21 protein-coding genes are annotated in these 21,302 nt (G+C 61.7%); 11 read left to right on the forward strand and 10 right to left on the reverse strand.

The features are described 5' to 3' along the window. The first annotated feature begins 158 nt into the window (after nucleotides 1–158). From Tel_08365 to Tel_08390, 6 genes are all read left to right on the forward strand, one after another. Nucleotides 159–641 carry a Crp/Fnr family transcriptional regulator gene (locus Tel_08365; protein ALP53167.1) on the forward strand — a complete coding sequence of 161 codons (483 nt, stop codon included), beginning with the start codon at nucleotides 159–161 and terminating at the stop codon, nucleotides 639–641. Between the two features lie 376 nt (nucleotides 642–1,017). Then, on the forward strand, nucleotides 1,018–2,622 hold the full coding sequence (locus Tel_08370) for a DNA polymerase III subunit gamma/tau (protein ID ALP53168.1): 1,605 nt from the start codon (nucleotides 1,018–1,020) through the stop codon (nucleotides 2,620–2,622). Nucleotides 2,623–2,651: 29 nt separating this feature from the next. Next, the gene (locus tag Tel_08375) at nucleotides 2,652–2,978 is read left to right on the forward strand and encodes a nucleoid-associated protein (protein ID ALP53169.1); all 327 of its coding nucleotides are present in this window, start codon (nucleotides 2,652–2,654) and stop codon (nucleotides 2,976–2,978) included. 76 nt (nucleotides 2,979–3,054) lie between these two features. Continuing rightward, on the forward strand, nucleotides 3,055–3,651 hold the full coding sequence (gene recR, locus Tel_08380) for a recombination protein RecR (protein ALP53170.1): 597 nt from the start codon (nucleotides 3,055–3,057) through the stop codon (nucleotides 3,649–3,651). Then, nucleotides 3,623–4,060 carry a hypothetical protein gene (locus tag Tel_08385; GenBank protein ID ALP53171.1) on the forward strand — a complete coding sequence of 146 codons (438 nt, stop codon included), beginning with the start codon at nucleotides 3,623–3,625 and terminating at the stop codon, nucleotides 4,058–4,060. The genes recR and Tel_08385 overlap by 29 nt, the downstream gene beginning before the upstream one ends. A 41-nt stretch (nucleotides 4,061–4,101) precedes the next feature. After that, a complete protein-coding gene (locus tag Tel_08390) occupies nucleotides 4,102–4,557 on the forward strand; it encodes a hypothetical protein (GenBank protein ALP53172.1) in 456 nt (151 codons plus the stop codon). On the opposite strand, the gene Tel_08395 is transcribed toward Tel_08390, so the two are convergent. Continuing rightward, complete coding sequence (locus Tel_08395) at nucleotides 4,541–5,527, reverse strand: hypothetical protein (protein ALP53173.1); 987 nt, start codon at nucleotides 5,525–5,527, stop codon at nucleotides 4,541–4,543. The two genes, Tel_08390 and Tel_08395, sit on opposite strands and share 17 nt — an antisense overlap. A 15-nt stretch (nucleotides 5,528–5,542) precedes the next feature. Beyond that, complete coding sequence (locus Tel_08400) at nucleotides 5,543–5,800, reverse strand: hypothetical protein (protein ALP53174.1); 258 nt, start codon at nucleotides 5,798–5,800, stop codon at nucleotides 5,543–5,545. A 154-nt stretch (nucleotides 5,801–5,954) separates the two neighbouring features. Between Tel_08400 and Tel_08405 the strand changes: the two genes are divergently transcribed. Further along, entirely contained in the window at nucleotides 5,955–6,509 is a 555-nt protein-coding gene (locus tag Tel_08405; protein ALP53175.1) for an oligoribonuclease, read from the forward strand. Nucleotides 6,510–6,568: 59 nt separating this feature from the next. Here the strand turns inward: Tel_08405 and Tel_08410 are convergent, their stop codons facing one another. Further along, complete coding sequence (locus Tel_08410; GenBank protein ALP53176.1) at nucleotides 6,569–7,648, reverse strand: epoxyqueuosine reductase; 1,080 nt, start codon at nucleotides 7,646–7,648, stop codon at nucleotides 6,569–6,571. A 33-nt stretch (nucleotides 7,649–7,681) separates the two neighbouring features. On the opposite strand from Tel_08410, the gene Tel_08415 reads away from it, so the two are divergent. Next, nucleotides 7,682–9,157 (forward strand): bifunctional ADP-dependent (S)-NAD(P)H-hydrate dehydratase/NAD(P)H-hydrate epimerase, encoded by a 1,476-nt coding sequence (locus Tel_08415; GenBank protein ID ALP53177.1) that lies wholly within the window; start codon nucleotides 7,682–7,684, stop codon nucleotides 9,155–9,157. Here Tel_08415 and Tel_08420 read toward each other — a convergent pair. The 7 genes from Tel_08420 to Tel_08450 form a co-directional block, all read right to left on the reverse strand. Next, the gene (locus Tel_08420; protein ID ALP53178.1) at nucleotides 9,150–10,496 is read right to left on the reverse strand and encodes a hypothetical protein; all 1,347 of its coding nucleotides are present in this window, start codon (nucleotides 10,494–10,496) and stop codon (nucleotides 9,150–9,152) included. The two genes, Tel_08415 and Tel_08420, sit on opposite strands and share 8 nt — an antisense overlap. Then, on the reverse strand, nucleotides 10,478–11,344 hold the full coding sequence (locus tag Tel_08425) for a squalene synthase HpnD (GenBank protein ID ALP53179.1): 867 nt from the start codon (nucleotides 11,342–11,344) through the stop codon (nucleotides 10,478–10,480). The genes Tel_08420 and Tel_08425 overlap by 19 nt, the downstream gene beginning before the upstream one ends. A 96-nt stretch (nucleotides 11,345–11,440) precedes the next feature. Then, entirely contained in the window at nucleotides 11,441–12,613 is a 1,173-nt protein-coding gene (locus Tel_08430) for a hypothetical protein (GenBank protein ALP53180.1), read from the reverse strand. An 18-nt stretch (nucleotides 12,614–12,631) separates the two neighbouring features. Further along, on the reverse strand, nucleotides 12,632–13,312 hold the full coding sequence (locus tag Tel_08435; GenBank protein ALP53181.1) for a phosphoglycolate phosphatase: 681 nt from the start codon (nucleotides 13,310–13,312) through the stop codon (nucleotides 12,632–12,634). Nucleotides 13,313–13,384: 72 nt separating this feature from the next. Further along, nucleotides 13,385–14,092, reverse strand: a complete 708-nt coding sequence (locus Tel_08440) for a bifunctional 3-demethylubiquinone 3-O-methyltransferase/2-octaprenyl-6-hydroxy phenol methylase (protein ALP53182.1) — start codon at nucleotides 14,090–14,092, stop codon at nucleotides 13,385–13,387. Between the two features lie 11 nt (nucleotides 14,093–14,103). Further along, nucleotides 14,104–15,432: an N-ethylammeline chlorohydrolase gene (locus Tel_08445; GenBank protein ALP53183.1), complete on the reverse strand. Its 1,329-nt coding sequence runs from the start codon at nucleotides 15,430–15,432 to the stop codon at nucleotides 14,104–14,106. A 115-nt stretch (nucleotides 15,433–15,547) separates the two neighbouring features. Next, on the reverse strand, nucleotides 15,548–16,162 hold the full coding sequence (locus Tel_08450; GenBank protein ALP53184.1) for a hypothetical protein: 615 nt from the start codon (nucleotides 16,160–16,162) through the stop codon (nucleotides 15,548–15,550). On the opposite strand from Tel_08450, the gene Tel_08455 reads away from it, so the two are divergent. The 3 genes from Tel_08455 to Tel_08465 all read left to right on the forward strand — a co-directional run bounded on the left by Tel_08455 (nucleotide 16,161) and on the right by Tel_08465 (nucleotide 21,295). Beyond that, nucleotides 16,161–17,201, forward strand: a complete 1,041-nt coding sequence (locus Tel_08455) for a methylthioribose-1-phosphate isomerase (protein ID ALP53185.1) — start codon at nucleotides 16,161–16,163, stop codon at nucleotides 17,199–17,201. The two genes, Tel_08450 and Tel_08455, sit on opposite strands and share 2 nt — an antisense overlap. 356 nt (nucleotides 17,202–17,557) lie before the next feature. Continuing rightward, nucleotides 17,558–20,110, forward strand: coding sequence for a DNA gyrase subunit A (locus tag Tel_08460; protein ID ALP53186.1), 2,553 nt, complete (start codon nucleotides 17,558–17,560; stop codon nucleotides 20,108–20,110). A gap of 102 nt (nucleotides 20,111–20,212) precedes the next feature. Beyond that, nucleotides 20,213–21,295 (forward strand): 3-phosphoserine/phosphohydroxythreonine aminotransferase, encoded by a 1,083-nt coding sequence (locus Tel_08465; GenBank protein ID ALP53187.1) that lies wholly within the window; start codon nucleotides 20,213–20,215, stop codon nucleotides 21,293–21,295. Nucleotides 21,296–21,302 lie beyond the last annotated feature (7 nt).

A 21,302-nucleotide genomic window follows, 5' to 3' on the forward strand; every position in this document is an offset into this window, starting at 1 on the left:
GCTTGGGTAACACATAGCGCTCTAATCATTATATGCTATGCAAAGTTAATCGTTTGTAATCATACCGTTATAACCATATGGTATTAGTGGGTATATGTAAAGAATCACGGCAACGGTTCGTTAAGATAAGCAGAGAAAATAAACAGGGAGTGTACCAAATGAGCGATAAACCTGATTTCGAAAAGATCGGCGCCTCGGTGCTGGGCGGCGAGTTGACTTTGAAGGAATGCGAGGTATTAAGCGGTATCATGGATGCACGCCAGCTTAAGGACGGCGAAAACCTGGTGAGCGAGAGCGGTACCGAACACACACTGTTCGTCCTGATTGAGGGTAAGCTGAAGGTGCTGAGCGAATCGGAAGGCCAACTCAAGCATGTCTATACCATGAAGGCGGGCGAAGTGGCCGGTACCCGCGCCTTCGTCGATCGCACGCCGCGTAAGGCGACATTAGAGGCCGACGGGCAGGCCACCGTCTATACCCTGGAGCCCGACGCCTTCGAGTCACTGCTCGACACGCATCCGCGGATTGTCTACAAAGTCATGCGTTCCATCTTTCGCATTACCCATTCCAATCTGTTGCGTATGAATCAGGAAACCGAGCAACTCACCAACTACATCAACAAGACCCACGGCCGCTACTGATCAAGGTGACGCTGAGTGTGGAGGTCGGGGCTTCGCGCCCCTTTTTTGTTGGCGCAGCGCGCGGCTGTGAATTCGGCGGGGGTGTGTTAGAATCCGCCTTCTTTTGTATTTTCTGATCCGATTCAGCAGTACGCACCGGTTATGGTGGTCCGCGTCGGTCACCCCGCAACGATACATTGCGAACCCCGCCAGGCCCGGAAGGGAGCAACGGTAGTGATGGATTCGTGTGCCGGGGCACGGCGGGCGCGGGCCGCCTCCTATCTTTGCATCCCCCCTGATTTGTCCGGCCGCGACCGTGTGGTGAACGCCGTTTTGAGTTAAAATCAGGCCTTATGTCATTCAACAGCTTTCACAATCCAGACTGTCGGGGCGCCGTATGAGTTATCAGGTCTTGGCGCGTAAATGGCGGCCGCGCAATTTTCCCGCCATGGTGGGACAGGCGCATGTGCTGCGCGCCCTGATCAACGCTCTGGACAACGAGCGTCTGCACCATGCCTATTTGTTTACCGGCACCCGCGGCGTGGGCAAGACCACCGTTGCGCGTATCTTTGCCAAGTCGCTGAATTGCGAAACGGGGGTGAGCTCCACACCGTGCGGTGAGTGCGGCGCCTGCCGCGAGATCGACGAGGGCCGCTTCGTCGATCTGATTGAAGTGGACGCCGCCTCGCGCACCAAGGTGGAAGACACCCGCGAGCTGTTGGAAAACGTGCAGTACGCCCCCACCCGCGGGCGCTACAAGGTTTACCTCATCGACGAGGTGCACATGCTCTCCGCCCACAGCTTCAACGCTTTGTTGAAGACCCTGGAGGAGCCGCCGCCGCACGTCAAATTCCTGCTTGCCACCACCGATCCGCAAAAGCTGCCGGTGACCATTTTGTCGCGTTGTCTGCAGTTCAATCTTAAGCGCATGGCGCCGGAGATGATCGGCGGCCATCTTGCCCATGTGCTCGCGCAAGAGGGTGTTGAGTTCGACCCGGCGGCCCTGACCCTGATCGCCGCGGGCGCCGACGGCAGTATGCGCGACGCCCTCAGCCTGCTCGACCAGGCCATCGCCTACGGCGGCGGCAAACTGGTGGAGGATGAGGTACGCGCCATGCTCGGCACGATTGACCGTGGTCATGTGCTGCGCCTGTTGCAGGGCCTGGCGGATAACGACGCCACGGCCATCCTGGAGACCGTCAACGACCTGGCCCAGCAGGGCACGGATTTCAGTGCCGTGCTGGCGGAACTGATCTCCCAACTGCATACGCTGGCGTTGGCCCAGTTGGCCCCGGCGACGCTAGAAGGTCTTGCCGATCAGCAAGCGCTGGCGGCCCTGGCGGACAAAATCAGCGCCGAGGATATCCAGCTTTATTACCAGATCGGTCTGATCGGGCGCCGTGATCTGCCCCTGGCCCCGGAACTGCGCAGCGGTTTGGAAATGGTATTGCTGCGCATGCTGGCATTCCGCCCCGACAGTTCCACGGCGCAACCTGAGGCGCAGGCGCAAACCCCTGTCACGGGGCATGCCCGGCCCGCCACGACATCGGCGCCAGCCGAGCGGCGCCCATCCGCTGTGCAAGAGCCGGCGCCGCCGACTGCGCCGACAACCGGCCCGGACGCCTGCCCGTGGCCCGAGGTGGTGCAGCAGCTCGGCTTGAAGGGGATGGCCTACCAACTGGCGGCCAATTCCGTGCTGGTGGGCAGGCAGGGCACTGTGATCCGCCTGGCGCTGTCCAAGCAGCATGCCACGCTGCGCAGCAAGACCCTGGAGCAGCGCCTGCAGCAGGCCTTGAGCAAGTATTACGGCGAGAGCGTCAGGCTGGAATTCGTCAGCGGTGGCGATAACAGCCAGACCCCGGCCGGTATCCAACAACGCCAGGCCGAGGACCGGCAACAGGCCGCGGTGGATGCCATTAGCACCGACCCCAATGTGCAGCGCATACGTGAAGTGTTCGATGCCCAGGTGGTACCGGATTCGGTGCGGCCGCTGGAACAATAAACCCCCACTCAATACACAGCGAGGTAGACATGATGAAAGGTGGATTGGGCGGCCTGATGAAGCAGGCCCAGAAGATGCAGGAAAACATGCAAAAGGCCCAGGAGGAACTGGCCAACATGGAGGTCACCGGCCAGGCCGGCGGCGGATTGGTGAGCGTGGTGATGACCGGCCGCCACGACGTACGCCGGGTCTCCGTCGATCAAAGCTTGATGGAGGAGGACAAGGAGATGCTGGAAGACCTGCTCGCCGCCGCCGTCAATGACGCCGTGCGTCAGGTGGAGCGCGAGACCCAGGAGCGTATGTCCGGTATGACCGCGGGTATGGGCCTGCCGCCGGGAATGAAACTGCCGTTTTAATATTATTCAAAGGCAGTATCACACCCCTTGAAAACCCACATCGCTGAAATGCCGCCGCGGGCGGCGGACTGAATTGATGACGCAAAGCTCACTGATCGCCGATTTGATCGAAGCCCTGCGCTGCCTGCCCGGCGTGGGGCCCAAGTCCGCCCAGCGCATGGCCTATCATCTGCTGGAGCGTGATCGTGACGGTGCCCGGCGCATGGCCGCGGCCCTCACCGCAGCGGCGGACAAGGTGGGGCATTGCACCTCCTGCCGCACGCTCACCGAATTGGAGATCTGCCCTGTCTGCGCCAGCCCGAGCCGCGACCGTTCCCTGCTGTGCGTGGTGGAAATGCCGACCGATGTGGCCGCCATCGAGCAGTCTAATGTCTACAAGGGATTGTATTTCGTGCTCATGGGCCATTTGTCACCCCTGGACGGCATTGGCCCCGCTGATATCGGTCTCGATTTGTTATCGATCCGGCTGGGGCAGGGGGAGATCAAAGAGGTGATCCTGGCCACCAATTCCACCGTGGAGGGCGAGGCGACCGCCCACTACATCGCCGAGCTGGCGCGCAGCCATGGCGTGGCCGTCAGCCGTATCGCTCGCGGCGTGCCCATGGGCGGTGAGTTGGAATACATCGATGGCGGCACCCTGTCCCATGCCATGGCCGGCCGGCAGACGCTGTGAGGAGTCAAACTACATCATGATAGGCGGCACCCTACTGTTCGTAATCGCGACCTACGCCCTCATGGTGTGGGCCTTCTTCTGGGCCAAGAAGCGCTATTTCCACATCCCGGTGATGGCCTCCATAATGCTTATCGATCTGTTCTTTCCCGTCTATCTGGTCTTGAACAAGGACTGGTACCGGCGTCTGATCGAACAGGAGGAAATCCTATCCTTCATGATCTGGATGCACTTTATTCTGGTGTTGGTGCTGTATGCGCTTTACGTGCTGCAGATTCTCACCGCCAGGAAATTACTTAAGGGGGATGACAGCGTGCGCGCCGATCATCGCGCCCAGGGCAAGGGCATCCTGATCGCCCGCGCACTGGTGATCCTGTCGGCGGCCATGTTGATCGAGCCGGTGGACCAATAGGGTACAATTAAGACTCATCGCCAAGGACAGAACCCCGACCCATGCAGTTGACCCTCTACACCGATTACTCCCTGCGCGTGCTGATCTATCTCGGCATGCGCCCCGAGCAGCAGGCCACCATCACCGAAATCGCCGACAGCTATGGTGTGTCGCGCAATCACCTGGTCAAGGTGGTGCACAATCTCGCCAACCTGGGGTATATCAAAACCACCCGCGGGCGCGGTGGCGGCATGCTGTTGGCCTACCGTCCGGAGCAGATCAATATCGGCGAAGTGGTGAAAAAGACGGAACCCAATTTTGATTTGGTGGAATGTTTCGATAAGGAAAACAATACCTGTCCCATCGCCCCCGGTTGTGCCTTGATCAAGGCCTTGAAAGCGGCTCGGTCCAGCTTCCTCGAGGTGTTGAATCAATACACCCTCGCCGATGTGGTGGCCAATGCCGATGAGCTGGCGGCCTTGCTGAAAGTCGAAATTTCCGCTATCGGCAGGCACTGAGCGACACCAGGATCTCCAGGTAATTAGCATAGCGCCGCGGGCTGATGCGGCCGTCCGCCACGGCCTGCTTGACGGCGCACTGCGGTTCGGCGTGGTGGATGCAGTTATGGAATTTGCAGCGACCGAGATAGGGGCGAAACTCGATAAAGCCGTGGGCCAGATCGGCCGGCTCGATGCGCATCAGGCCGAACGCCCTCACCCCCGGTGAATCGATCAGGTCCCCGCCGCCGTCCAGGTGATACAGGGTGCTGGCGGTGGTGGTGTGCTTGCCCTTGCCCGATAAGGCCGATACCGCACCGACGCGAATCCCGACCTGCGTTAGCAGGCTGGCGATGATGGATGATTTGCCCACGCCCGACTCACCCACGAAGACACAGGTCTGATTCTTTAATTGAAGGCGCAATTGCTCCAGGCCGTGAGACTCTTGGGTGCTGGTGTGGATAAGGGTGTAACCGATGTCGCGGTAAGGCGCCAAATCCGCTTCCAGCTGTCTGCGTTCCGCGCCGCTGAGCAGATCAAGCTTGTTGATAAGAATGATCGGCGTGATGGAAAGGCTTTCGGCGGCCACCACATAGCGATCGATGAGATTATGATTGAGATAATAACTCTCGTCGCTTAAGGCCTTCACCGTCGCCACGATAATAAGCCGGCTGATGTTGGCGGCGATGGGTTTTTCGCGGCCGGCGTCATCGGGGCGGGCCAACAGGGTGGTGCGCGGCAGGCGCTCCACGATCACCCCTTCATTGTCGTGGGTCGGCTGCCACATGACCCGATCGCCGCAGACCACGGCACCGAACTTGCGCCGCGAGGTGCAGCGATACAGCACGCCGCTCTCATCCTCCACATCCAGCTCGGCACCAAAGCGCGCCACCACCAGTCCCGGGTTGAGTGCCTGGGCAGCAATACTGCTTGGGCTGATTTCCTGTTTCTGTCGTTGTTGCTGGCGGTGGGCGGGGCGTTTGCGCGGCATCAGGGGAGGGAAGGGTTACGGCTTGGGGAATTTATAATAAGTGTCGTTGAGATACTCGATCACTTGCCTGATTTGTGCCTCGCTCATATGGGCCTGGGCGGCGTTGTCACAAAACTCGACGCGCGCCTGCAGTTCGGAATAGGCGTGGATAATGCTGTCGCTGCGGGTAAAAATACTGTTGTCATGACAACGCTGACAGTGCTTATCCACCAAGGCCTTGCCCGGATCTTCCGCGGCCTGCGCGGCGGGCACGAGGCTGAGCGTCGCAAACATCAATACAATGGGTGAAGGTCTCATTGCCGTCCTCGTCAATTAAGCTGGCGCCCATTCTATCCCATTTTATCTGATCACCATAACGCGGCCGTGGTCGTCACGCTGCGCATCTGTTGCTAGAATGATTGGATCATATGTGCAAATTGGAAACCGCATGCCCCAAAATCAAAACAACCTGATCTGGATCGATCTGGAGATGACCGGTCTGAATCCGGACAGTGACCGCATCATCGAAATCGCCACCATCGTCACCGATGCCGAGCTGAATATTCTGGACGAGGGGCCGGTGCTGGCCATCCACCAGAGCGACGAGGTGCTGGACCAGATGGACGATTGGTGCACGCGCCAACATGGCCAATCCGGCCTCACCGAGCGGGTGCAGAACAGCCGCATCAGCGAGCGCGAGGCGGAGTTGCAGACCATTGAATTTTTACGTAACCATGTCCCGGCCAACACCTCGCCCATGTGCGGCAACAGCATCTGTCAGGACCGACGTTTCCTGTATCGCTGCATGCCGGAGTTGGAGCGGTATTTCCATTATCGCAACTTGGATGTCAGTTCCCTGAAGGAGTTGGCGGCACGCTGGGCGCCCAAGGTGGTGCAGGGGTTCAGCAAGAATGCCACCCATCTGGCCTTGGACGATATCCGCGACTCCATCCGCGAGTTGCAGTACTACCGTGAACACTTCATCAAACTACCGGCGGGGTAGGTTGCAGCCTAGGCATCGGCTGTGTTGTTTGTGCCCATGCGCGTGCATGGGTGAACTTTTTAGCGCAGCTGGTCCAGAGCCCATTGCACATGCTCCCTGACCATCTCGGAAGGATGCTCCAGGCGCCCCTTCAAGGCATCGATCACTGCCTCGCTCTTGGCGCCATTGCCCAAGGCTACCGCGATATTGCGTAACCAACGTTCATGGCCGATGCGGCGGATGGGTGACCCCTGCAGCCGCTCATTGAACGTTTGTTCACTCCAAGCGAACAACTCGATCAGGTAGGGGGCGTCCAAGCCATGGCGCGGCAGAAAGTCATCCTCGCCCGATAACTGAGCGAAACGGTTCCAGGGGCAGACCAACTGACAGTCATCGCAGCCGTAGATGCGGTTGCCCAGCAGCGCGCGCAGCTCCACCGGGATACTGCCGTGCAGCTCGATGGTGAGATAAGAGATGCACAGCCGGGCATCCAGTTGATAAGGCGCGACGATAGCCCGGGTGGGACAGATATCGATGCAGGCGCGGCAGCTGCCGCAATGCTCCTCAGGGCTGTCATCGGTGGGCAGGGGTAGGTCGGTATAGATCTCGCCGAGGAAAAACCAGGACCCCGCCGTGCGGCTGAGCAGATTGGTGTGCTTGCCTATCCAGCCCAGCCCGGCCTTCTGCGCCAGGGCCTTTTCCAACACCGGGGCGCTGTCGACGAAGACGCGGTAACCGAATTCACCGACGCGCGCCGTGATCCAGTCGGCCAGCCGCTGCAGCCGTTTGCGCATGACTTTGTGATAGTCCCGGCCCAGGGCGTAGCGCGACACAAAACCCAGTTCGGGATTGTTCATCACCGCCTCGGCATCGCCGCTCGGGGGCAGATAGTCCATGCGCACACTGATGACGCGCACAGTGCCGGGGACCAGCTGTCGCGGGTCGTCGCGCAAGGCCTGGTGGCGCGCCATATAGCCCATTTCGCCGTGGAAGTTGGCCTGCAGCCAAGCGCGGAGATGTTGCGAGGCCTCGCTCAGATCGATATCGCTGACGCCCAGCTGTTGAAAACCCAGCGCCCGGCCTTGTTCCTTGATGGCGCGCGCCAGGGCCGGATAGTCGACAGCCTCATGCGGCTGGGTTAACGTGTGTTTTTCCGTCATACATCAATCATACCTAGCCAAACAATATTTACCATGAGCCGCTTACCTAACACGCTTTATCGTGCCGCCGATGTCAGAGAATTGGATCGTATCGCCATCCAGGAATTCGGTATCCCGGGCATCGAGTTGATGAACCGGGCCGGAACCGCCCTGTTCGACGAGCTCTGCAGCCGCTGGCCCGCGGCCGGGCGCGTCGCCGTGGTCTGCGGCGCCGGCAACAACGCCGGTGACGGCTATGTGGTGGCGCGCCTGGCCAAGGAAAAGGGCTTCGAGGTGACACTGCTGGCCCTGCTCGACCCGGCTGAACTGAGGGGCGACGCCAAGACCGCCTGGGGTGCAGCCCAGGCCGCCGGTGTGACGGTAAATGAATTCGAGGCCGAGGCGCTGGCTGACGCGGAGGTGATCATCGACGCCATCTTCGGCACCGGCCTGGACCGGCCGGTGGCGGGGCGCTGGGCCGATGCCGTCGCGGCCATCAACGCCGCAGGGCTACCGGTGCTGGCGGTGGACATCCCCTCCGGCCTGCATGCCGACAGCGGCCGGGTCATGGGCGTGGCGGTGCGGGCCGCGGCCACGCTGAGCTTCATCGGTCTCAAACAGGGGCTGTTCACCGCTGCCGGGCCGGATTATTGCGGGCTGCTCGGTTACGACGACCTGGGCGTGCCGGCGGCGGCCCTGGCCAGACGTAGCCCGGCGGCGCAGCGCGTCGATTGGCTGAATCAGCGCGCGCGCCTGCCGCCACGACCGCGCAGCGCCCATAAAGGTTTGTTCGGTCATGTTCTGGTGGTGGGCGGTAACCACGGCATGGCGGGTGCGACGCGCATGGCGGCGGAGGCGGCGGCGCGGGTGGGCAGCGGACTCACCACGGTGGCCACCCGTCCCGAGCACGTGGCCGCCATGGCGGCGTTTCGGCCCGAAGTGATGTGGCACGGGGTGTCGGGCGCCGCCGAGTTGCGCCGGGCCCTGCAGCGCGCCACCGTGGTGGCCGTGGGGCCGGGCCTGGGCCGGGATGAGTGGGCCCGAACCATGCTTGAGACGGTGCTGGCCGCCGGTCTGCCTCTGGTGGTGGATGCCGATGCCTTGAATCTGCTGGCCCAGGACCCGTGTCGCAACGACCAGTGGATTCTTACGCCCCATCCGGGCGAGGCCGCCCGGCTGTTGCAAACCGATAGCGGCGCGATCAACGAGGATCGCTTCGCCGCGGTGGCGCAGCTCGGCCAGCGCTATGGCGGTACGGTGGTATTAAAGGGTGCCGGCACGTTGATCGGCGATGAACGGGGCGCGCTGGCCCTGTGCAGCGGCGGCAATCCCGGTATGGCCAGTGGCGGCATGGGGGATGTCCTGACCGGCGTGATCGCCGGCCTGGCGGCGCAAGGCCTGGCCTTGACCCAGGCGGCAACGGCGGGGGTGGCGCTGCATGCCGCGGCTGCCGACAAGCTCGCTCTGAGCGGCGAACGCGGCATGTTGGCGGGGGATTTGATGAGCGTATTGAGGGGCTTGGTCAACTAGCCCGCATCGCGGCATCGAGCGCGTCGTCGGCCAATAGCGCCCGGGCGCTCATAATGCCGCTTTTCACTGCGCCCTCCAGGGTCGACGGATAGCCGGTGTTGAGATAGTCCCCCGCCAACCACAGGCCTTCGACCGCGGTCTTGGCCTCGGGGCGTTTTTGTTGAATGCCCGCGTCACAACCGAAGGTGGCGCGCTTCTCGCGCAGCACTCGCCAGCGCATGGCCGGTGGCCAGTGCGGATACAGCGCCGCCAATTCCTCCATGAGCGCCTGCGCCAGGGTCTGGTTGTCCAGGGTCATGTGGTTGCCGGGACCGCAGATCACCACCGCCATCAAGCCCGGCTGACCGTTGATGCGGCGGTCAAAGACCCAGTGGCCGATGCCGTCCACCAGGCCGATCAAGTCATTGCCCAGGCTGACGCTGTCCGGATATTGGAGGTAGATCGTGCAAATGGGGTGATGATGAAATTGCGCCAGGGTGTCGGCCAGGACTCGGGTTTGCGGGTGTGCGCTGAGCAGTTTCTGAGTGCTCCAGGGCGGCGTGGCGAGGATGAGCCGTTCACAAGGCTGGAAGGCCTCGCCGCAGTAAAAGCCCTGCAGTTTGCCGGCGGCGATGGCCAAGCCGGTGATGCGCCGTTGCAGATGCAGGCGACCGCCGTGGTCCTCGATAAAGTGCCGGGCATGGCGTGGCAGGGCATCGCTCAGCCGGGGCAGAATGAAGAGCAGGTCCGAGTCCTCGCGTTCGCGTGCGAAGTGTTTGCGCAGGATGCGCAGGAATACCTGGGTCGAGGCGTCTCGAATCGGGGTGTTGAGCATGGCCAGGCACAGGGGTTGCCACAGGAACTGGATCAGACGGCGGGTCTGGCCGTGCTGCAGCAGCCACTTTTCCAGCGGCTGGTCCTGGCCGATGCTGAACCGATTTCTGATCAAGCGGGCGCCCAGGCGCAGCGCCGTCCCGCGTTCATGCAGGTCCAGCCCCTTGGCGCGCATCAGGCCCCAGAGCAGATGCATGGGCGCCGCCATATTGTGGACGTGCAGGGTGACGGTTTGCTGTCGGGCGCTGCGCATTTCAAACTGCAGCAGTTTGCGTTTCACCATGCGGTGTTCCGGAATGCCCAGGGTCTGCAGCATGCCGAGAATGTTGCGGTAGGCGCCCAACATCATGTGCTGACCGTTGTCGATGTGCCAATCCTGATTGCTGACGGAGCGGGCACGACCGCCCAGGACGCTGCCGGACTCGAACAGGTCCACGGCCATGCCGTAGCGGCTCAGGGTGGTGGCGGCGGCCAGTCCGGCCCAGCCGCCGCCCACAACGACGGTGTTCAGTGCTTGCGTCGCCATTGGCGGTAGCGGCGTTTTTCGTGCCGGGCGCTGCGCCAGGCGATCCAGAATTTGCGCAGCGGTGTCAGCGAGATGCGTTGATCCAGGACGCGATAATTGTCCTTTTCGATTTCGTCCAGCGTGGCTTGGTAGATGGCGGCCATGATCACGCCGCTGCGCTGGCGGTAGCGATCCTCTTCGGGCAACAGGGCGAAGGCCTTGGTGTAATACTCGCGCGCCCGTTCGGCCTGAAAGGCCATCAGCTTGGCGGCATTGTCGCTCATTTGGTGATTAAGGATGTCGTCCTGCGCGACACCGAAGCGCTGCAGCTCGTCCTGCGGGATATAGATCCGGCCGCGCGCCGCATCCTCGGCCACATCGCGTAGGATGTTGGTGAGTTGGAAGGCCATGCCCAGGTTGTGCGCGTACTTGAGCGTTTGCCGGTTTTGATAGCCGAAGATCTCGGCCGCCATCAGGCCGACGACCGCGGCGACGCGATAGCAGTACAGGCTCAGGTCCTTGAAGCTTTGGTAACTGAACTGTTCCAGGTCCATGGCCATGCCGTCGATGATTTCAAGAAAGTGCTCCTGGGGCAGATTGAAGCCTTGAACGGCTGTTTGCAGGGCCTGGGTGACGGGATGGGTGGGTGTGCCGTCGAACAGGGCGGCGATTTCCGTGCGCCACCACGCCAGTTTGGTGGCGGCCAGGTTCGGGTCGCTGCATTCATCGACGACGTCGTCCACTTCGCGGCAGAAGGCATAGAGGGCGGTAATGGCCTGGCGCTGAGGCGGCGCCAGAAATATAAAGCTGTAATAGAAGCTGGAGCCGCTTTTGGCGGCTTTGTCCTGACAATATTGGTCCGGGGTCATGATGTCGTATCGATCGGCGCTGTTGCAAAGAAGGGGCCTAGGATACCGAAGTCCTTGCCCGCTTGCGAGTTGCCGCGCCAAGTGGCGGCGGATTGTTCAGGCGCTCTTTTTGGTTTGTTCATCCCGCGGCAGAGGGTCCTTGATTTCGGTACCGTCCTGCATGCGTTGTTCCGCCTTGGCGGCGCTGGCGCCGAATACCGACACGGCGCGGTTGTAGCTGTTGAGCACGCCGCTGAGCTCCGACCCCAGTTCGGCGATCAATTTGATAAACGTACCGAAGCGCTTGTATAGGTGCACGCCGGTCTCGCGGATCTTCTTGGCGTCGCCGGAGAAGGCCTGCTGGCGCCACCCGAAGGAGACGGTCTGGAACAGATTGAACAGGTCGGTGGGCGTGGCCAGAATGAGTTTGTGTTGCTGCGCCAGTTGCAGCAGATCGTTGTCGACCTCCAGCGCGGTAGCGAGGTAGTGATCGTTGAGGATCATCAGAATATGCGCCGAGGGCGGCTGCCGGTATTGGGACAGGTAAGCGCGACTGCTCATTTCCATGATGCGTTCGCGCAGCTTGCGCGCATGGCTTTCCAGGTGCCAGCCCCTGACCGTGGCGTCCGGGGCCTGGCAGATATTGACATAGGCCTCCAACGGCGTGTTCGGGTCGACGGCAATGGTGCTGTTATTGGGCAGTTTGATCAGGCAGGGCGATGAGCGTTTGGCATCGTCGCTAGTCACATCTTGCATGCGGTAATGGTCGGTCATGTAAGTCAGTTCGAGCAGCTTTTTCAGGGTCTGGATGCCCCATCGGCTGCGAGTCTCGTTATCCCCCAGTGTCCTGGCGATCTGCTTGAGATCGCCGCGCCCCAATTGTTGCGGGGCGCGCAGTATATCGAGTTGTTTCTGGATCTGACTTTGCACCTTTTGGCCCTCGCGCAGAACGCGTTTGGCCTGCTGGTCGGCGCTGAGCAGGGATTCCTGCAGCGGCCTGAGCAGGGTGCCGACGAAGCGTTCCTTGTCGGATAGGTCCGTGCCCTCGAGTGCCTCATCCTCGGTCAGGGAGGACAGGCTGTGTTCCAGATCTTCGCGCATCTTCTCCACCGTCGAGAACTTCTGATGGGTGTCGTTCCGATGGGTGCTCAGTTTTTCATTCAGGTCGATGTATTTCTGTTTCAGTTGATCGAGCTGGTGGCGGGATTTGAGCATGGACAAGACAAAGCCTAGCGCCGTGGCGATGATGCTGACGATGAGAATGACGGCGAAAAAGGCTGAGTTATCCATACGTGTACCTACTGGTTTTTAGGCGACCGCGCGGCCGAGCCAGGTGAGTATGTCCTGAGGTTGGTCGATCATACCGTCGGCACCCCACTGGTCGGGATGCTCGTGTTCGCTGATATAACCGAACAGAGCCGCCAGGGTTCTCATGCCGGCGCGCCGGCCGGCAACGATGTCGCGTTCAGCATCGCCCACATACAGACATTCGCATCCACGTGAGCCGGCCAGTTGGCAGGCGAACAGCATGGGTTCCGGATCCGGTTTGCGCTTGGTGGTGGTGTCGCCGGAAACGATACAGGCGGCACGTTGTTTAAGGCCCAGTTGACGCAGCAGGGGTTCGGTAAGCCAGCTGGGTTTGTTGGTGACCACGCCCCAGTTCAGGCCTTTGGCCTCCAGGGTGTCCAGCACCTGTTCCATGCCAGGGAAGAGGCGGGTCTTGTTGGCGATGTTTTCGAGATAGGTATCGAGCAGCTGATCGCGGATGGCGTCGAATCCCTCATCGCCGGGAGAAAGTTCGAAACCCAGGTAGATCAAGGCGTTGCTGCCGTGCGAGACGATCGGGCGGATGACGTCGTAGGACATCGGGCTGAAGCAGTTCTGCTCGCGCACCGTGTTCAAGGCGTCGGCCAGATCCGGCGCCGTATCTGCCAGGGTGCCGTCCAGGTCGAATAACACGGTACGCACGTTGAGAAGTTCCTTGGTCATGATTTGCTTATGACAGGTTTATCGGCGTAAACAACTGTTTTTTTATATTTTTCGCCGCGAATCGGACCAGGGTCATGCCTTGCGCGCATGCACCAGATAGTTGACGTCCATGTCCTTGCCCAATTTGTACTGGCGCGTCAGTGGGTTATAGCTCATGCCGGTGATCTCGACCAAGTCCAGGCCGGCGCCGCGCAGCCACCGGCCCAGTTCCGAGGGGCGGATAAACTTGCGGTAATCGTGGGTGCCCTTGGGCAGCAGCTTGAGGAGGTATTCGGCGCCGACAATGGCCAAGGCGTAGGCCTTGGGGTTGCGGTTGATGGTGGAAAAGAATAATTCGGCGCCGGGCTGGGCCAGCTCGGCGCAGGCGCGGATCACCGCGGCGGGATCGGGGACGTGTTCCAGCATCTCCAGGCAGGTGACCACCTCGAACTGGCCGGCGTGCTCGGCGGCATAGGCCTCCGCGGTAGTCTGTTGGTAATCGATCTGCACATTGGCCTCCAGGGCGTGCAGCTTGGCCACCGTCAGCGCTGCCTGGCCGGCGTCGATGCCGGTGACGACGGCGCCGCGCTTGGCCATGCTCTCGGCCAGGATGCCGCCGCCGCAGCCCACGTCGATGACGCGCTTGCCCGCCAGGGCGGCACGCTTGTCGATGTAGTCGAGGCGCAGCGGATTGATCTGGTGCAGGGGTTTGAATTCGCTGTTGGGGTCCCACCAGCGTGCGGCCAGTTGTTCGAATTTGTTGACTTCCGCCTGGTCCACATTGGCTGAGGCTGTGTTCATGGTGATTCCCTCTACTGCTGTTCGTCGGCGGCCCGGATCTTCTCGCCCCAGGCGACGGCCTTATGCCGAATCATGTTCTCGTCCATGGTGGTGAGTGTAGCATCCTTGACGACATGCTTTCCGGCGATCCAGACGTCGCTCACCTTGTCGCGGCCGGTGGCGTAGACCAGTTGGGAGATGGGGTTGTAGAGCGGCTGGCTGTCCAGCCCGCCCAGGTCCACGGCCACCAGATCGGCGGACTTGCCGATCTCCAGCGAGCCGGTCTCGGCATCGATACCCAGGGCCCGGGCGCCGTTGATGGTGGCCATGCTCAAGGCGGTGGCGGCGGGGACGGCGCTGGCGTCACCGGCCACCGCCTTGGCCAGCAGGGCGGCGCTGCGCATTTCGCCGAACATGTCCAGGTCGTTGTTGCTGGCGGCGCCGTCGGTGCCCAGGGCGACGTTGATGCCGGCCTTGAGCAACCTGTCCAGCGGGCAGAAGCCGCTGGCCAGCTTGAGGTTGGATTCGGGACAATGCACCACGTGGCCGCCCAGTCGGGCCATCAATTCGATGTCGTCGTCGTCCAGCTGGGTCATGTGCACGGCCAAGAGACGGGGCGAAACCAGCCCCAGTGTGTCCAGGCGCTGCAGCGGACGCATGATGTGTTGCTCGACGCTGGCGGCGACTTCGTCGGCGGTTTCGTGGACATGCATGTGGATGGGCACGTCCAACTCCTCGGCCAGGGTGGCCACGCGTTGCAGCGGTGCGTCGGAGACGGTGTAGGGTGCGTGGGGGGCGAAGGTGGTCTTGATCAGCGGATGGTTGCGGTAGTCGTCGTGCAGCTTGAGCCCTTTACGGATGTACTCGTCGGCGTCTGCGGCCCACACGGTGGGAAAGTCGATCAGGATCATGCCGATGCTGGCGCGCATGTGATTTTCCGCCGCCAGCCGGGCGGTCTCATCGGGAAAGAAGTACATGTCATTGAAGCACGTGGTGCCGCCGCGCAGCATTTCGGCGAGCGCCAGACGGCTGCCGTCATGGACGAAATCGGGGCTGACCCAACGCCTCTCGGCGGGCCAAATGTGGTGATTGAGCCACTCCATCAGCGGCAGGTCGTCGGCCAGACCGCGAAACAGGGACATGGCCACATGGGTATGCGTGTTGATCAGTCCCGGGATCAGGGCGTGGTGTTCGAGATGGAGTGACACGTCGGCCCGGTATTTCCGCGCCGCCTCGGCGGCCGGCAGCAGGTCGATGATGGTGCCGTCGTGAACGGCCAGGGCATGGTCTTCGTGCCAGCTGTGCTCCGGCACTACCGGGATAATCCATCGGGCGTGTATGAGGGTGTCGATGTGCTGCATGGCGCTCCAGCCTTTAAATGAACCAGACGGGAGTATAACCGAGGGCGATGGTGGCGAGGCAGTGGACCAGCGGCCGCTGCCCAGGCATCCGGAATCCGACAGGCTCCCGGGCGGTTTAACGCTGCCAGTGAACCGCGTAAATGGAGACGTGACGATTGCGCCGGCGCCCGTCTCGGGTCCAGTTCTGGTCCACCGGATGGTATTCGCCTTTGCCGATCAGGTTGATGAGTTCGGGGTCGATGCCTTTGACGGTCAGGTAATTGCGCACGATGCGGGCGCGCCGGTCGGAGAGTCCATCGTTATACGTTTTACCGCCCACTTCGTCGGTATGGCCTTCCACCAGGATGCGTTTGATATTGGCGTGGCGTCGCAGATAGTCCACCGCCGCGTCCAGCGAACGTTGGCCCTGGTGCGTAATCGTGGCCTTGCCGCTGTCGAAGTGAATAGGGCTGAGCGGCACGTATTCGAACGACTCCGGCGCCATCTCCTCGGTGGGAACATGCAGCGAGTCCGGCGGCAAGGCGGCGGCGCCGTCCCACAGCCCGGGGGTGGCGGCCAAGGCCGGCAGGCAGGCCAGGATCAGCGCTGCGGCGAGCAAATAGTTTGGTGTGCTGATTTTATTCATTTCATGCTTGATATCGGTCGGCTGCGGCTGTGAGTTTAGGTTTTGGCCTGGATCGCAATAATCGGTATCATCGCAGAGTTTTTTAGTGACGGAGAACACTTCCATGCGGCACCACGACAGGATCAGGGCGGTTGAATGGAGCGACGCGGGGTTGAAATTGCTGGATCAACGCCTGTTGCCGCGTCTGGAACAATGGGTGCTGCTCAGGGATGCCAAGGGCGTGGCGGAAGCGATTCGCGACATGGTGGTGCGCGGCGCCCCGGCCATCGGTGTTACCGCCGCCTACGGCGTGGTGCTGGCGGCGCGCGACCGCTATGCCGAATCGCCGCAGCACTGGAAAAACGCCATCGAAGAAGACTTTCGCGTGCTGGCAGAATCGCGCCCCACCGCGGTCAATCTGTTCTGGGCCCTGGAGCGTATGAAGACACAGCTGGCGGGGATAGACGGCGACCCGGCGCCGGCCCTGCTGAACGAGGCCCGGCGCATCCACGAAGCGGATATCGCCGCCAACTATCGCATGGGCGAACTGGGCGCGGCCCTGATTGACACCCCCGGCGCGGTGCTTACCCATTGCAACACCGGCTCCCTGGCCACCGGCGGCTTCGGCACCGCCCTGGGGGTGATCCGCGCCGCCTACGGCACCGGTCGGGTCGATCATGTCTTCGCCAGCGAGACCCGGCCCTGGCTGCAGGGGGCGCGCCTGACCGCCTGGGAGTTGGTGGAAGACAACATCCCCGTTACTTTGATCACCGAAGGGGCGGCCGCCACCTTGATGAAGCAGGGCAAGGTCAACTGGGTGATTGTGGGCGCCGACCGTATCGCCGCCAACGGCGATGTGGCCAACAAGATCGGCACCTATTCGCTGGCGGTGGCGGCGCGCCATCACGGCGTAAAATTCATGGTGGTGGCGCCCACGACAACGGTGGACATGAACATTACCAGCGGCGCCGACATTCCCATCGAGGAACGCGCCGAGGATGAGGTGCTGACGCTGGGCGGTACGCGCCTCGCGCCGCCCGCTGCCCATGCCTGGAATCCCTCATTCGATGTCACACCGGCGGCGCTGATCGATGCCATCGTCACCGAGAAGGGGGTGGTGGCGGCGCCGACCCTGGAGAAAATGCAGGCCATGATGGCGGCCTAGCCTGCATTTTCTCCCCGGCCGGCCAAGGGCTGTGATGTGTCTGATTGATACTGATGAAGCACGATCTAACGAGAATATTGGATCGACCCGCCAATGACACTCGGTTCACGCCGCCGGTCTATGGCGGTGAGAAAGGTGGGCCAGCCCCTGTTTTTGCCGAGCCGGGACTCACCCGCCGGTGAGGGTGTTTTTCCTAGCAATCCAAAGGGCTTACAGCGACAAAAAGGTGCCGAGCCGGGGCCGGGTGTGCTAAAATTCGCTCCTTTATATCTAGGGGCTGTAGCCCGGCGGGGTTGGATTTTTGCGGCTGCAGACTGCGCTGTATTTTGACAAAGAAAGGCACTAACAAATAATCCATGGTTGATTTTGCTCAAGAAGTTCTCCCGATCACCATCGAGGAGGAAATGAAGCACTCGTACATGGAGTACGCCATGAGTGTCATCGTGGGGCGTGCTCTGCCGGATGTGCGAGACGGTCTGAAACCGGTCCATCGCCGCGTGCTCTACGCCATGCGCGAACTGGGTAACGATTGGAACAAGCCCTACAAAAAATCCGCCCGTGTCGTCGGGGATGTGATCGGTAAATATCATCCCCACGGCGACACCGCCGTCTATGACACCATCGTGCGCATGGCCCAGCCCTTTTCGCTGCGCTACATGCTGGTGGACGGCCAAGGTAACTTCGGCTCCATCGACGGCGATTCCGCCGCCGCCATGCGTTATACGGAAGTGCGCATGGCCAAGATCGCCCATGAGTTGCTGGCCGATCTGGAAAAGGAGACGGTCGATTTCGTCCTCAACTACGACGAGACCGAAACCGAGCCCTCGGTCTTTCCGACCCGCATCCCCAACCTGTTGATCAACGGCTCCGCCGGCATCGCCGTCGGCCTGGCCACCAACATCCCGCCGCACAATCTCAACGAGGTGATCGACGCCTGTCTCGCCCTGGTGGACGATCCGGAGATTGACATCGCCGGGCTGATGGAACACCTGCCGGGCCCCGATTTTCCCACCGCCGCCATCATCAACGGCGCGCGCGGCATCCACGAGGCCTATTACACCGGTCGCGGCCGCATCTATCTGCGCGCCCGCAGCGAGATCGAGATCGACGAGGCCAAGGATAAGCAGACCATCATCATCACCGAGCTGCCCTATCAGGTGAACAAGGCCAATCTGCTGGAGAAGATCGCCGAGCTGGTCAAGGAAAAGAAGGTCGAGGGCATTACCGAGTTGCGCGACGAGTCCGACAAGGACGGCATGCGCATGGTGATCGAGTTGCGTCGCGGCGAGACCGCCGAGGTGATCCTCAACAATCTCTACCAGTACACCCAGCTGGAGAACGTCTTCGGCATCAACATGGTGGCCCTGGTGGACGGCCAGCCCAAGCTGCTCAACCTGAAGCAGATGCTGCAGGCCTTTATCCGCCACCGTCGCGAAGTCGTGACGCGGCGCACCATTTTCGATCTGCGCAAGGCGCGCGAACGCGCTCATATTCTGGAAGGTCTGGCGGTGGCGCTGGCCAACATCGACGAGGTGATCGCCCTGATCAAGGCCTCGCCCAGCCCGGCCGAGGCCAAGGCCGGCTTGATGGGTCGCCCGTGGCAGCCCGGCGTGGTCACCGAGATGCTGTCACGCGCCGATGCCGACATGTCCCGCCCCGAGGGCTTGCCCAAGGAGTTCGGTCTGGGGGACGGCGGTTACCGCCTGTCCGAGGCCCAGGCCCAGGCCATCCTGGATCTGCGCCTGCACCGCCTCACCGGCCTGGAACAGGACAAGATCACCGCGGAATACAGAGAGATCCTGGAACGCATCGCCGACCTGCTCGACATCGTCTCCAATCCGGAGCGGCTGATGCGGGTGATTCGCGAGGAGCTGGTGGAGATCCGCGAGCAGTATCAGGACAAGCGCCGCAGTGAAATCGTCGCCGAGCGCCTTAACCTGACCCTGGAAGACCTGATCTCGGAAGAGGACGTGGTAGTGACCTTGTCCCACGCCGGCTACGTCAAGGCCCAGCCGCTGACCCTGTACCGGGCGCAAAAGCGCGGCGGTCGCGGGCGGGCGGCGGCCAGCGTCAAGAATGAGGACTTTATCGACAAGCTGTTCGTGGCCAACACCCACGACACCATTCTGTGCTTCTCCAGTCGCGGCAAGCTGTACTGGAAGAAGGTCTACGAACTGCCCCAGGCCGGGCGCACCGCGCGCGGCAAGCCCATCGTCAACCTGTTGCCGCTGGAAGAGGGTGAGCGTATCAACGCAGTGCTGCCGGTGCGCGCCTACGAAGAGGGCAACTTCGTGTTCATGGCCACCAGCAATGGCACGGTGAAAAAGACGCCGCTGACCGATTTCTCGCGGCCGCGCGCCAACGGCATCATCGCCCTGGAGTTGCTCGGCGACAACTGTCTGGTGGGCGTCGACATCACCGACGGCAGTGATGACGTTATGTTGCTCAGCAGCGCCGGCAAGGCCCTGCGTTTCAATGAGAAGGACGTGCGTCCCATGGGGCGCACCGCGCGCGGCGTCAAAGGTATCAAGCTGGGCCCGGGTCAGGAGGTGATCGCGCTGATCAAGGTGGGCGAGGGCGATGTGTTGACCGTCACCGAAAAGGGCTACGGCAAGCGTACCCCGGTGGCGGATTATCCCATCTACGGGCGCGGCGGTCAGGGCGTGATCTCGATCCAGACCAGCGAGCGCAACGGCGCGGTCATCGGCGCCACCCAGGTGTGCAGTGATGACGAGCTGATGCTGATCACCGATCACGGCACCCTGGTGCGTACACCGGTGGGCGATATCTCCTGCATGGGTCGCAACACCCAGGGCGTGCGGCTGATCAGGCTGTCTGAGGATGAAAGTCTGATCGGCGTGGAAAAGATCGTCGAGCAGGAAGAAGACGCTATCATCGAAGAACAATAGAGCCGGCTGACAAAGACTCGCGCAGACCGCGCCGGCAAGACCGGGACGGCGGTCGAGTGTCTTTTCGGCCTTCAAGCAACGCATACAGCAACGAGGGAAATTATGACCAGAATCTACAATTTCAGTGCCGGCCCGGCCATGTTACCGGAAGCGGTATTGCGGCAAGCTCAGGACGAGATGCTGGACTGGCAGGGCAGCGGCATGTCGGTGATGGAAATGAGCCACCGCGGCAAGGAGTTCATGTCCATCGCCGAACAGGCCGAGGCCGATCTGCGCCAGCTGATGGCCATCCCCGACAACTACAAGGTGCTGTTCCTGCAGGGCGGCGCCAGCAGCCAGTTCGCCATGGTGCCCATGAACCTGCTGCGCGGCAAGCAAGGCGCCGATTACGTCAATACCGGCAGTTGGTCGAAAAAGGCCATCGCCGAGGCCAAGCGTTATTGCCAACTCAACCTGGCCGCCACCACGGAAGACAGCACGTTCACCCGCGCCCCGGCGCAGAGTGAGCTGAAGCTCGATCCCGATGCCGCCTATGTGCATTACACCCCCAACGAGACCATCGGTGGGGTGGAGTTCAACTACATTCCCGACACCGGTGATGTACCGTTGGTGGCGGATATGTCCTCCACCATCCTGTCGCGTCCGATGGATGTGTCCAAGTTCGGTGTCATCTATGCCGGTTCGCAGAAAAACATCGGACCCGCCGGTCTGACCGTGGTGATCGTGCGCGATGACCTGATCGGTCAGACCCTCGACGGCACGCCGACCATGTTTGACTATGCCGCTCACGCCGAGGCCGGTTCCATGTACAACACGCCGCCCACCTATGCCTGGTATCTGGCGGGCCTGGTGTTCGCCCATCTGAAACAGCAGGGCGGCCTGGAGGCCATGGCGCAGATCAACCGCAACAAGGCGATGAAACTCTACGCCGCCATCGACAACTCTGATTTCTACGCCAATCCGGTGGAACCGGAGAGTCGCTCGTGGATGAACGTGCCCTTCACCCTGGCCAATGCCGAACTTGATGCGGAGTTCCTCAAGCAGGCCTCCGCGCGCGGCCTGCAGACGCTCAAGGGGCACCGCTCCGTGGGCGGTATGCGCGCCAGCATCTATAACGCCATGCCGGAAGCGGGTGTGGATGCGCTGATCGAGTTTATGGCGGAGTTCGAACGCAAGCACGGATAAAGGGGGC

The organism is Candidatus Tenderia electrophaga (genome assembly GCA_001447805.1).
GTDB lineage: Bacteria > Pseudomonadota > Gammaproteobacteria > Tenderiales > Tenderiaceae > Tenderia > Tenderia electrophaga.